At 61.4% G+C, this 12,901-nt stretch carries 10 protein-coding genes; 5 read left to right on the plus strand and 5 right to left on the minus strand.

All coding sequences use genetic code 11. The features are described from left to right. Positions 1–3: 3 nt before the first annotated feature. Positions 4–399, minus strand: coding sequence for a cytidine deaminase (locus AADW22_RS13090; protein ID WP_132997742.1), 396 nt, complete (start codon positions 397–399; stop codon positions 4–6). 252 nt (positions 400–651) lie between these two features. On the opposite strand from AADW22_RS13090, the gene AADW22_RS13095 reads away from it, so the two are divergent. After that, positions 652–2,925 carry an NADP-dependent malic enzyme gene (locus tag AADW22_RS13095; protein ID WP_037944737.1) on the plus strand — a complete coding sequence of 758 codons (2,274 nt, stop codon included), beginning with the start codon at positions 652–654 and terminating at the stop codon, positions 2,923–2,925. Between the two features lie 60 nt (positions 2,926–2,985). Here the strand turns inward: AADW22_RS13095 and AADW22_RS13100 are convergent, their stop codons facing one another. Further along, positions 2,986–3,114: a hypothetical protein gene (locus AADW22_RS13100; RefSeq protein ID WP_005849481.1), complete on the minus strand. Its 129-nt coding sequence runs from the start codon at positions 3,112–3,114 to the stop codon at positions 2,986–2,988. A gap of 304 nt (positions 3,115–3,418) precedes the next feature. Between AADW22_RS13100 and AADW22_RS13105 the strand changes: the two genes are divergently transcribed. Continuing rightward, complete coding sequence (locus AADW22_RS13105) at positions 3,419–5,314, plus strand: propionyl-CoA synthetase (protein ID WP_407473876.1); 1,896 nt, start codon at positions 3,419–3,421, stop codon at positions 5,312–5,314. A gap of 71 nt (positions 5,315–5,385) precedes the next feature. Here AADW22_RS13105 and AADW22_RS13110 read toward each other — a convergent pair whose 3' ends face one another. Continuing rightward, positions 5,386–5,583: a CsbD family protein gene (locus tag AADW22_RS13110; RefSeq protein WP_005849485.1), complete on the minus strand. Its 198-nt coding sequence runs from the start codon at positions 5,581–5,583 to the stop codon at positions 5,386–5,388. 111 nt (positions 5,584–5,694) lie between these two features. Then, a complete protein-coding gene (locus AADW22_RS13115; RefSeq protein ID WP_407473877.1) occupies positions 5,695–6,450 on the minus strand; it encodes an NAD kinase in 756 nt (251 codons plus the stop codon). A gap of 171 nt (positions 6,451–6,621) precedes the next feature. On the opposite strand from AADW22_RS13115, the gene glyA reads away from it, so the two are divergent. Continuing rightward, on the plus strand, positions 6,622–7,899 hold the full coding sequence (glyA, locus tag AADW22_RS13120) for a serine hydroxymethyltransferase (RefSeq protein WP_132997743.1): 1,278 nt from the start codon (positions 6,622–6,624) through the stop codon (positions 7,897–7,899). Positions 7,900–8,062: 163 nt separating this feature from the next. On the opposite strand, the gene AADW22_RS13125 is transcribed toward glyA, so the two are convergent. Beyond that, positions 8,063–8,437 carry a hypothetical protein gene (locus AADW22_RS13125; protein ID WP_180828006.1) on the minus strand — a complete coding sequence of 125 codons (375 nt, stop codon included), beginning with the start codon at positions 8,435–8,437 and terminating at the stop codon, positions 8,063–8,065. 54 nt (positions 8,438–8,491) lie between these two features. On the opposite strand from AADW22_RS13125, the gene AADW22_RS13130 reads away from it, so the two are divergent. Together AADW22_RS13130 and carB are read left to right on the plus strand one after the other, a co-directional pair. After that, on the plus strand, positions 8,492–9,256 hold the full coding sequence (locus AADW22_RS13130; RefSeq protein ID WP_407474599.1) for an alpha/beta fold hydrolase: 765 nt from the start codon (positions 8,492–8,494) through the stop codon (positions 9,254–9,256). Positions 9,257–9,404: 148 nt separating this feature from the next. After that, a complete protein-coding gene (gene carB / locus AADW22_RS13135; RefSeq protein ID WP_407473878.1) occupies positions 9,405–12,764 on the plus strand; it encodes a carbamoyl-phosphate synthase large subunit in 3,360 nt (1,119 codons plus the stop codon). Positions 12,765–12,901 lie beyond the last annotated feature (137 nt).

Consider the following 12,901-nt stretch of genomic DNA (forward strand, 5'->3'; position numbering starts at 1 on the left):
GGCTTAGCCCTCCATATGCGCGCGGCCAAAGGCACCGGGCAACAGCTCGGCCATGGTCATCACCTCTTCAACGCCCGACAGGGTCGCCATCGTCACCCGCGCGTCCCCCTGACCGAATTCCGCCAGTTTCTGACGGCAGCCGCCACAGGGCGTGACGGGCGTGGGGCTGCCCGCAATCACATAAGCCTCTACAAAAGCCGTCTCGCCCGCCGCGATCATGGCGGCGATGGCACCGGCCTCGGCACAGGTGCCTTCCGGGTAGGCGACGTTTTCCACGTTGCAGCCGACAAACACCGCACCCGAGGCGGTGCGCAACGCGGCCCCCACTTTGAAATTGGAATAGGGCGCATAGGCATTTTCCTGCACGGCGATGGCGTGCTGTCGCAAATCACTGGTCATAATTCCCCCACGTTTCACAAAACTATAAAAACCTTTCGCCAAAGTTGCGATGCCAAAAGCGGAAAAATGCCGTGCTTCATTTTGCCAGACAAACTCCGGGGGAATCGTGGCCTGCCACGATGGGGGCTGGCCCCCTTCCCGCCCCATAATCTGCGCCGCATGGGCGGTGACACGCCCCGCTCCAAAAGTCGTGTTGGCGCGGCTGGCAAAATAGTTTAACGCTAAACTACTCTCTTAAAGGACCGCCAAAACATGACCGATGCGCCCAATCTGCGCCAAGCCGCACTTGACTATCACGCTTTCCCCAAGCCCGGAAAACTCGAAGTGCGCGCGACCAAACCACTGGCGAACGGCCGCGATCTGGCGCGCGCCTATTCCCCCGGCGTGGCCGAAGCCTGCCTTGAGATCAAGGCCGACCCGACCACTGCCGCGCATTACACAACCCGCGCGAACCTTGTGGGTGTGGTGACCAATGGCACGGCGGTTCTGGGGCTCGGCAACATCGGCGCGCTGGCCTCCAAACCGGTGATGGAGGGCAAGGCCGTCCTTTTCAAGAAATTCGCCAATATCGATTGTTTCGACATTGAGCTGGACCAGAATGACCCCGAAAAGCTCGCCGAACTGGTGTGCGCGCTAGAGCCGACCTTCGGCGCGATCAACCTCGAAGACATCAAGGCCCCCGATTGCTTTACCGTCGAACGCATCTGCCGCGAGCGGATGAACATTCCGGTTTTCCACGACGACCAGCACGGCACCGCGATTGTCGTTGGGGCCGCCGTGAAGAACGCGCTTTTCGTGGCGGGCAAGAAGTTCGAGGACATCAAGATCGTATCCACAGGCGGCGGCGCGGCGGGCATCGCTTGTCTGAACATGCTGCTGAAACTCGGTGTGAAGCGCGAGAACGTCTGGCTTTGTGATATTCACGGTCTGGTCTACGAGGGACGCGAGATCGACATGAACCCGATCAAATCGGAATACGCGCAGAAATCCGACCTGCGTGATCTGGCCGATGTGATCCATGATGCCGATCTGTTCCTCGGCCTCTCTGGCCCCGGTGTCCTGAGCCCCGAAATGGTGCAGAAAATGGCGCCGCAGCCGATCATCTTTGCGCTGGCCAACCCCACGCCGGAAATCATGCCCGATCTGGCCCGTGCGGTGGCACCTGATGCGATTATCGCAACGGGCCGGTCGGATTTTCCCAATCAGGTCAACAACGTATTGTGCTTTCCCTTTATCTTCCGCGGTGCGCTGGATGTGGGGGCAACCACGATCAATGACGAGATGAAGATCGCCTGTATCGACGGGATCGCCGCACTTGCCCGTGCCACCACCTCGGCCGAGGCTGCCGCCGCCTATCAGGGCGAACAGCTGACCTTTGGCCCCGACTACCTGATCCCCAAACCCTTTGACCCGCGCCTGATCGGGGTCGTCTCTACCGCCGTCGCGAAAGCCGCGATGGACACCGGCGTCGCCACCCGCCCGATCGAGGATCTGGGCGCCTATCGCCACAAGCTGGACAGCTCGGTCTTCAAATCGTCCATGCTGATGCGCCCCGTGTTCGAGGCCGCGCGCGTGGCCCCGCGCCGGATCGTCTTTGCCGAAGGCGAAGACGAACGCGTGCTGCGCGCCGCCCAAGCTATGGTTGAGGAGACCAAGGAACGCCCGATCCTGATCGGCCGCCCCGAGGTGATCGAACGGCGCATCGAAAAGGCTGGTCTGACAATCAAGCTGGGCGAGACGGTGGATCTGGTGAACCCCGAAAACGACCCGCGCTACCGCGACTATTGGGAGACCTACCACAACCTGATGGCCCGCCGCGGCGTGTCACCTGATATCGCGCGCGCCATCATGCGCACCAATACCACCGCCATCGGCGCAGTGATGGTGCACCGAGAAGAGGCCGACAGTCTGATCTGCGGCACCTTCGGGGAATTCCGCTGGCATATGAATTATATTGAACAGGTTCTCGGTCGCGACGGGCGGCGCCCCCATGGGGCCCTGTCGCTGATGATCCTGGAAGATGGGCCCTTGTTTATCGCGGATACGCAGGTGCATCTGCACCCCACCCCCGAACAGATCGCCGAAATCGCCATCGGCGCTGCACGTCACGTGCAACGTTTCGGCATCGAACCCAAGATCGCCCTGTGTTCGCAAAGCCAGTTCGGCAATCAGGGCGAAGGGTCGGGCAAACGTCTGCGCGCGGCGCTGCGGCTGCTGGATGCGGGCAACCATGATTTCTGCTATGAGGGCGAGATGAACATCGATGCCGCCCTCGACCCCGAGCTGCGCAGCCGTCTGCTGCCTTCGAACCGGATGGAAGGTGCTGCGAATGTTCTTGTCTTTGCCCATGCGGATGCGGCATCGGGCGTGCGCAATATTCTGAAGATGAAGGGAGGCGGGCTTGAGGTCGGGCCGATCCTGATGGGGATGGGCAACCGTGCTCATATCGTCTCTCCGTCGATCACCGCGCGCGGGCTGCTAAACGTCGGTGCGATCGCCGGTACGCCGGTCGCCGAATACGGCTGACGCCCCGCGCGAAAACGCCGCCCTTATGCGGGGCGGCGCATGGACCGGAACCGGCCGAAATTACTTGGCCGGTTTGGTGCCCTTGGCCGCAAAGGGTGCCTTGATGTCAGACACGCTGCTTGGCATCGGCTTGGCAGGCCGTGCGTCTGCTTTGGCCTTTTTCTTCTTGTTGGCGAGCTTATCACCCATTGTTCTGAACCTTTGTTCAAAGACGAAGGGCGGCGACATGCCGTCCCTATCCGTGATGCTGCGCCCCTTTGCGCGATCGATCTGATCCAAATTCGACGCGGTAAGTCATATTCGACACGCGCTGTGCGAAATTCTGTGCGCTATCGGAAATAGGCCGAAACGCGCTTGTAAATTTTGACACCGCGCGTGGGGGAGCGGCTGTAAACTTTGTTGCCGGATGGCCGCGATATAGGCGCAAGCTCTTGCTCTTTCCCGCGGCCGTGGCCTACCAAATGGTATTCGCGTTCACGGGAGGGAGCCGCATATGGGATATCACGACATTTACAAAAGCTGTCAGGACAACCCTGAAGCCTACTGGCTAGAGCAGTCCAAAGCCATCGATTGGGAGGAAGCGCCCCGTCAGGCTTTGTTCGACAAGGGCAATGATCTGTACGAATGGTTCGCCGACGCCAAAGTAAATGCGTGCTATAATGCCGTTGATCGCCATGTGGAAAACGGCCGTGCCGATCAGGTGGCGATCATCCATGACAGCCCGATCACCGGCACCCAGACCAAGATCACCTTTGCCGAGCTGCAAACCCGCGTCGCCACTGTCGCCGGTGCGCTACAGGCCAATGGCGTGGGCAAAGGCGACCGCGTGATCATCTATATGCCGATGGTCCCCGAAGCGCTTGAGGCGATGCTCGCCTGTGCGCGGATCGGGGCGGTACATTCGGTCGTGTTCGGCGGCTTTGCCTCGAACGAGCTGGCCGTGCGGATCAACGACTGCACCCCCAAAGCGATCATCGCCGCATCCTGCGGGTTGGAACCGGCACGCGTCGTGGCCTATAAGCCGCTGCTTGACGGGGCCATTGAACAGGCCGACCACAAACCCGATTTCTGCCTGATCCTGCAACGCGAACAGGCCCCCTGCGATCTGACACCGGGGCGCGATCTGGATTGGCACGCGGCGCAAAAAGGCACCACCCCCGCGCCCTGCGTCGCGGTGGAGGGCAACCACCCCGCCTATATTCTTTACACCTCGGGCACGACCGGCGCGCCCAAGGGCGTGGTGCGCCAAACCGCGGGGCATCTGGTGGCGCTGAACTGGACGATGAAGAACATCTACAATGTCGATCCGGGCGATGTCTTCTGGGCCGCCTCCGATGTGGGCTGGGTCGTGGGGCACAGCTATATCTGCTATGGCCCGCTGGTGCATGGCAACACCACCGTTGTGTTCGAAGGCAAGCCCGTGGGCACACCCGATGCGGGCACCTTCTGGCGCGTCATTTCCGAACACAATGTCCGCAGCTTCTTTACCGCCCCCACCGCGATCCGCGCCGTCAAACGCGAAGATCCCACGGGCGAGGAGATTGGCAAATACGACATTTCCTGCCTGCGCGCGCTGTATCTCGCGGGCGAGCGCGCCGACCCAGACACCGTGATCTGGGCGCAGGAAAAGCTGGGCATACCCGTCTATGACCATTGGTGGCAGACCGAAACCGGCTATACCATCGTCGGCAACCCCGCCGGACTAGAGGCGCTGCCGGTCAAGGTCGGCTCCCCCACGGTGCCGATGCCGGGCTATGACGTGCAAATCCTGAACGAGGCGGGTGAACCGCAACCCGCTGGTACTTTGGGGTCTATCGCGATCAAGCTGCCCCTGCCTCCCGGCACGCTGCCTACCCTGTGGAATGCCGAAGATCGCTTCCGCAAAAGTTACCTCACGACCTATCCCGGATACTACGAAACGGGGGATGCGGGCAGGATCGACGAGGATGGATATCTGTATATCATGGCGCGCACCGATGATGTAATCAACGTCGCCGGTCACCGCTTATCCACCGGCGCGATGGAAGAGGTTCTGGCCGGCCACCCCGATGTGGCTGAATGTGCCGTGATCGGCGTCAGCGATCCGCTGAAGGGCCAAGCCCCGATGGGGTTTGTGTGCCTGTCCAAAGGGGTCGACCGCCCCCATGCCGAGATTGCAGCCGAATGCCAGCAACGGGTACGTGACCAGATCGGGCCAGTGGCAGCCTATAAGATGACGCTGGTGGTGGATCGCTTGCCCAAGACGCGTTCAGGCAAGATCCTGCGGGCGACGATGGTTAAACTGGCCGATGCAGAGCCGTTCAAACTGCCCGCCACGATCGACGATCCGGCCATTCTGGACGAGATTAAGTCGGCGCTGCAAACCATCGGCTACGCCAAGGACACCTGATAGATCCGGCACCCCAGAACGCGAAAAAGGCGGCTGTAACAGCCGCCTTTTCTATTCGATATCTAGGCCAGTTAGTGTTTGGCCACGAAGCTGTCTACCTGACGCTCCGCCTCGTCTTTGGCAACGCCGTAGCGCGCCTGAATCTTGCCGACCAGCTGGTCGCGTTCGCCGGCGGCTTCTGTCAGGTCATCGTCGGTCAGATCACCCCATTCTTCTTTGACCTTACCGGTCATCTGGCTCCAGTTACCTTTGATTGTATCCCAATTCATGTCAGGTCTCCTTTTGCTAAAATTCCAAACGATGAAAGCACCTGAACGGCCTCTCATGCGTCTCGGAATATCAACGCGCCAAAGGCACCGCGGTTCCGTCTGAAACGCGGATTAGTTGAACTGCTCGCTGATCAGCCGTTCTTCCAGACCGTGGCCCGGATCGAACAGGATACGGTGCTTGATCAACGGGTCCGAGGTGATCTCGACCGCGACGACATCGCGATAGGAATTCCCGTCGGCGTCGGCCATCACAGGGCGTTTGGCGGGCTCTAACACATCAAAGCGCACGGTCACCGTTTTCGGCAGCAAGGCCCCGCGCCAGCGCCGTGGCCGAAACGCCGCCATCGCCGTCAGGGCCAGCACATCCGCGCCAATCGGCAGGATCGGGCCGTGCGCGGAGTAATTATAGGCAGTGGACCCGGCAGGCGTCGCCACCAGTGCCCCGTCGCAGACCAGCTCTTCCATCCGCACGCGCCCGTCGACGCTGATCCGCAGCTTGGCGGCCTGCGGTCCCTCGCGCAGCAAGGCGACCTCGTTCAAGGCCAGCGCCTTTGAGGTCTCGCCATTCGCATGTGTGGCGACCATCACCAGCGGGTTGATCACCGCCTCTTCTGCTGCGCGCAGACGATCCACCAGATCCTCTTCGGCATAGGCGTTCATCAAGAACCCGATGGTGCCGCGGTTCATGCCATAGACCGACGTCGACAGCTCTTGCGAGTCGTGCAGCGCCTGCAGCATGAACCCGTCCCCCCCGAGGGCGACGATGACCTCTGCCTCCTCGCGCGTGACATTGCCGTATCGTGCGCTCAGCGCCGTCAACGCATCCTGTGCAACATCAGAGCGGCTGGCGATAAAAGCGATCTTCATGGGCGGATGTTTCCAATGAGGGATATTCACAGTCAAAAGAACCACATATCGCGCCGACCTACCAGCTTTGCCGCATATGACGGTGCGACCGGCGCATTACGACCTTCACCCCCGTGCCGGATTAAGCTAGATAGCCCGCAACCCGCACACGTAGTCAAAGGAACCACGCCCATGTCCGGTTTTTTCACCACCCCCCTGTCCGAAGCCGATCCCGAAATCTTTGGGTCCATTACAGACGAGCTGGGTCGCCAGCGTAACGAGATCGAACTGATCGCCTCCGAAAACATCGTGTCTGCGGCTGTCATGGCGGCGCAGGGGTCGGTGATGACCAACAAATACGCCGAAGGCTACCCGGGCCGCCGCTATTATGGCGGATGTGATTTTGTCGATGTGGCGGAAAACCTGGCGATTGAACGCGCGTGCAAATTGTTCAACTGCGACTTCGCCAACGTGCAGCCGAATTCGGGCAGCCAAGCCAACCAGGGCGTGTTCACCGCGCTGCTGCAACCCGGTGACACCATTCTGGGCATGAGCCTCGACGCGGGCGGCCACCTGACCCACGGGGCCAAGCCGAACCAATCCGGCAAATGGTTCAACGCCATCCAGTACGGCGTGCGCAAACAAGACAACCAGCTTGACTATGACCAGGTCGAAGCGCTTGCGAAGGAGCACCAGCCCAAGCTGATCATCGCCGGTGGTTCCGCCATCCCGCGCCAGATCGACTTCAAGCGGATGCGCGAGATTGCCGATATGGTCGGTGCCTACCTGCAGGTGGACATGGCCCATTTTGCCGGTCTGGTCGCTGCGGGCGAACACCCGTCCCCCTTCCCCCATGCGCATGTGGCGACAACCACCACACATAAAACCCTGCGCGGTCCGCGCGGCGGCATGATCCTGACCAACGACGAAGCGCTGGCGAAAAAGTTCAACTCGGCCATCTTCCCCGGTATTCAGGGGGGCCCGCTGATGCATGTGATCGCGGCCAAGGCCGTGGCCTTTGGTGAAGCGCTCAAGCCCGAGTTCAAGACCTACATCCAACAGGTCATCAAGAACGCCCAAGCACTCAGCGACCAGCTGATCAAAGGCGGGCTCGACACGATCACACACGGCACCGACACCCACCTGCTGCTGGTCGACCTGCGCCCCAAAGGCGTCAAGGGGAACGACACCGAAAAAGCCCTGGGCCGCGCGCATATCACCTGCAACAAGAACGGTGTGCCGTTTGACCCTGAAAAGCCCATGGTCACCTCCGGCATCCGTTTGGGCTCACCTGCGGCAACAACACGCGGGTTTGGTGAGGATGAATTCCGTCAGATCGCCGACTGGATCATCGAGGTCGTCGACGGGCTGGCCGCCAATGGTGCCGATGGCAACGCCGAGGTCGAAGCCAAGGTCAAAGCCGAAGTCGAAGCGCTCTGCGCCCGTTTCCCGATCTACCCCGACCTCTGAAGCCCCAACCTCTAAAGCAATGCGCCCCGGGCCCTTCCAAATGGATTAAATCCCGGGGGGCCCGCAAGGGCGGGGCAGCGCCACAAACCACGCCTCGAAACAAAGCCCCGCTTGCAGGTCCGCAGCGGGGCTTTTGCGTATTTGATCGTAACAGCAGCGCCCGTCAGACGTAGCCGCGCCACCACAGAAATGTGATGAACGCCACCGCAACGCAAATCAAGTTGAACGCCACACTTGCCGCAAGACCAAGCCAGCGGTCCTTGCGCCGTTCGGCCACGTCGATCCCGGCAAGATGCTCCATCACGCGGTCATAGGCGGACTGCACCGTTGCCCCCTCGAGCCTGCGTGCCATCTTAGGGTTGCGCGCCATAAAAGCCGCCTGTGCAAAGACCTTGCCCTCACGCCGCACCCGCGCAGGCAGACGTCGCCCTGCGCGCGCCAACGCATGAGAGACATCGCGCCCCTGCACACCCAGCTTTGCCTGCAAGCCGCGCTGCATTTCACGTGCCTTGGTCTCTAGGTCTTTTTGATCCAGCATGTTTCGACCCTAAACGGTCTGGCACATCGGCTGCAATGGCCCTACATCTTGGGCATGTTGAATTACACTGAATATGGCACCACAGGCGACGCCCCTGCCCTGCTGATCGTGCATGGTCTTTTCGGGTCAGGCCGCAATTGGGGCGTGATCGCCAAACGGATGTCCGACCAGCGCCGCGTGGTGACCGTCGACATGCGCAACCACGGGGACAGCCCGCGCGCGCAGACGCAAAGCTACCCCGAGATGGCCGCCGATCTGGCAGAGGTCATCACCCATCTTGGCGCGCCAATGGACGTCTGCGGGCATTCGATGGGCGGTAAGGCGGCGATGATGCTGGCGCTGAACCATCCCGAACTCGTGAAACGTCTGGTGGTCGCCGATATCGCGCCTGTCGCCTATGGCCACAGCCAGCAAGAGTTTATCGATGCGATGCGCACGGTTGATCTGGCCACGCTCACCCGCCGCTCCGACGCCTCTGACCAATTGGCGGCTGCAGGGGTCGAGCCTGCGTTGCAAAGCTTTTTCACCCAGTCTCTGGATGTGCCCAACAAGACTTGGAAGCTGAACCTTGATGTGCTTGAGGCAGAGATGTCCAAGATCGTCGGCTGGCCCGATGGGGTCGATGGACAATACGAGGGGGAGGTGCTGTTCCTGTCCGGCGGCAACTCCACCTATGTCAAACCCGAAGACCGCCCCGTGATCAAGGCGCTGTTCCCGCAGGCGCGCTTTGCCAAGCTGCCGGGCACAGGCCATTGGCTGCATGCAGAAAAGCCGCGCGACTTCGAGGCGTCTTTGCGCGCTTTCCTGACGCTCGGGTAAGGCAAAGCGGCACCGCATCGGGCGGTGCTGCGCCCCTGCCACATGGGTGTTGCCTGAAAACACGCCCCATATCCCGACATGCCCCCTTGCACCTCTCCCCCCAAAGCCTATAACGCGGAGAATTTGCAAACATCCGGGGGCCTGAGCCATGCCAAAAAGAACCGATATCCAGTCGATCATGATCATTGGAGCGGGGCCCATTGTCATCGGTCAGGCGTGCGAGTTCGACTACTCCGGCGCGCAGGCCTGTAAGGCCCTGAAAGAGGAAGGCTACCGCGTCATCCTCGTGAACTCCAACCCTGCGACGATCATGACCGATCCGGGGCTGGCGGATGCCACCTACATCGAACCCATCACCCCAGAAATCGTCGCCAAGATCATCGAGAAAGAACGCCCCGACGCGCTGCTGCCAACGATGGGCGGTCAGACCGGGCTGAACACCTCGCTCGCGCTCGAAGAGATGGGCGTGCTCGAGAAATTCAACGTCGAGATGATCGGCGCGAAACGCGAAGCCATTGAAATGGCAGAGGATCGCAAGCTCTTCCGCGAGGCGATGGACCGTCTGGGCATCGAAAACCCCAAGGCGACCATCGTCACCGCGCCCGTTGCCGCCAGCGGTAAGAAAGACCTTGCGGCGGGCGTGCAGCTTGCGCTCGACGCGCTGGAATATGTCGGCCTGCCCGCGATCATCCGCCCTGCCTTCACCATGGGCGGCACCGGCGGCGGCGTGGCCTATAACCGCGACGATTACGAATTCTACTGCCGCTCGGGGATGGACGCGTCGCCGATGGGGCAGATCCTGATCGACGAAAGCCTGCTTGGCTGGAAAGAATACGAGATGGAAGTGGTGCGCGACACCGCTGACAACGCGATCATCGTATGCTCGATCGAGAACGTCGACCCGATGGGCGTGCACACAGGCGATTCGATCACCGTGGCCCCTGCCCTGACGCTGACCGACAAAGAATACCAGATCATGCGCAACCACTCGATCGCCGTGCTGCGCGAAATCGGCGTGGAAACAGGCGGATCGAACGTGCAGTGGGCCGTGAACCCCGAAGATGGCCGCATGGTCGTGATCGAGATGAACCCGCGTGTATCGCGCTCTTCTGCGCTGGCGTCCAAGGCGACGGGTTTCCCCATTGCCAAGATCGCGGCCAAGCTGGCGGTGGGCTTTACCCTGGACGAGCTGAACAACGACATCACCGGCGTGACCCCTGCGTCCTTCGAGCCGACAATCGATTATGTCGTCACCAAGATCCCGAAATTCGCGTTCGAGAAATTTCCCGGCTCCGAACCCTACCTGACGACCGCGATGAAGTCTGTCGGCGAAGCGATGGCGATTGGCCGCACGATCCACGAGTCGCTGCAAAAAGCGCTGGCGTCGATGGAATCCGGGCTGACCGGCTTTGACGAAATCGACATCCCCGGTCTGGACAGTGACCTGCCCGCCGACGCACCACAAAACGAAGCCGCGCTGATTGCCGCGATCAGCAAGCAGACCCCCGACCGGATGCGCACCATTGCTCAGGCGATGCGACACGGTATGTCCGACGTGGATATCCACGGTGTGACCATGTTCGACCCGTGGTTCCTTGCCCGCATCCGCGAGATCGTCGACGCCGAGGCGCAGGTCCGCAAAGACGGGCTACCGCTGACCGAAGACGGGATGCGCAAGCTCAAGATGATGGGCTTTACCGATGCGCGCCTTGGCACGCTGACCGGTCGCGACGAAGACAACGTGCGCCGCGCGCGTCTGAACCTTGGCGTCAAGGCCGTGTTCAAACGGATCGACACCTGCGCCGCCGAATTCGAAGCGCAAACGCCCTACATGTATTCTACCTACGAGGCACCCGCCTTTGACGAGGTTGAATGCGAAGCCCGCCCCAGCGACCGTCAGAAAGTCGTCATTCTGGGCGGCGGCCCGAACCGGATCGGCCAAGGGATCGAGTTCGACTATTGCTGCTGTCACGCCTGCTATGCGCTGACCGACGCGGGCTACGAGACGATTATGGTCAACTGTAACCCCGAAACCGTCTCGACCGACTATGACACCTCGGACCGGCTGTATTTCGAACCCGTCACCTTTGAACACGTGATGGAAATCCTGCGGGTCGAACAGGAAAACGGCACGCTGCACGGCGTCATCGTGCAGTTCGGCGGCCAGACACCGCTGAAGATCGCGCAGGCGCTGCAAGAGGCGGGCATCCCGATCCTTGGCACCACGCCCGACATGATCGACCTTGCCGAAGACCGCGAACGGTTCCAGCAGCTGGTGCAATCGCTGGGCCTGAAACAGCCGCATAACGGTATCGCCCACTCCGACGCCGAAGCGCTTGAGATCGCAGCAGACATCGGCTTTCCGCTGGTGATCCGCCCGTCTTACGTTCTGGGCGGCCGCGCGATGGAGATCGTGCGCGATCAGGCCAGCCTCGAACGCTATATCCGCGACGCGGTGGTCGTATCGGGCAAAAGCCCCGTGCTGTTGGATCACTACCTCTCGGGCGCGGTAGAGCTGGACGTAGACGCGCTGTCAGACGGCACGGATGTCCACGTTGCGGGCATCATGCAGCACATCGAAGAGGCCGGCGTTCATTCGGGCGACAGCGCCTGCTCGCTGCCCCCCTATTCGCTGAGCCGCGAGATCATTGCCGAGGTCGAAAAACAGACCAAGGCGCTGGCGCTGGCATTGAATGTAGTGGGCCTGATGAACATCCAGTTCGCGGTCAAGGACGGCGAGATCTACCTGATCGAAGTCAACCCCCGCGCCTCGCGCACCGTGCCCTTTGTCGCCAAAGCGACGGACAGCGCGATTGCGTCAATCGCTGCGCGGATCATGGCGGGCGAAAAGCTGTCGGCCTTCCCGCAACGCGCGCCCTACCGTGAGGATGCCGCCTATGACGACGTGCTGCCTTTGGGTGATCCAATGACACTGGCGGACCCGAACATGCCTTGGTTCTCGGTCAAGGAAGCCGTGCTGCCCTTCGCCCGCTTCCCCGGCGTCGACACGCTGCTTGGGCCGGAAATGCGGTCAACGGGCGAGGTTATGGGCTGGGACCGCGATTTCCCCCGTGCCTTCCTCAAGGCGCAGATGGGTGCGGGCAACCCGCTGCCGCGCAACGGCTGTGTGTTCTTCTCAATCAAGGATATGGACAAGTCGGACGACATGCTGACTGCCGCGCGTATCCTGCTGGAGCAAGGGTTCACCCTGCGCGCCACCCGTGGCACCGCCGCCTGGCTGACAGAGCATGACATCGCCTGCGAGATCGTGAACAAGGTCTACGAGGGGCGCCCGAACATCACCGACATGATGAAGGACGAAGCGATCCAACTGGTGATGAACACCACCGAAGGCGCGCAGGCGGTCGAGGACAGCAAATCCATCCGCTCTATCGCGCTGTATGACAAGATCCCGTATTTCACCACGGCCGCCGGTGCCTATGCCGCAGCGCTGGCCATCAAGGCGCAAGCCGAAGACGAGATCGGCGTTAAATCGCTTCAGGGCTAACCTGCCCTTTCTGACCTGCGCCGCGTCTTTGATGCGTGGCGCAGGTCTTTCCCCTCTCCTCCCCCCCCTCTCATTGTCCGTCGCCCTTGCATGCCAGCCCCCGCTGGACTTGACCCCGCAGCCGTTTCTTGGCCTAC

This window comes from Sulfitobacter sp. PM12 (assembly GCF_045586035.1).
Taxonomy (GTDB): domain Bacteria; phylum Pseudomonadota; class Alphaproteobacteria; order Rhodobacterales; family Rhodobacteraceae; genus Sulfitobacter; species Sulfitobacter pontiacus.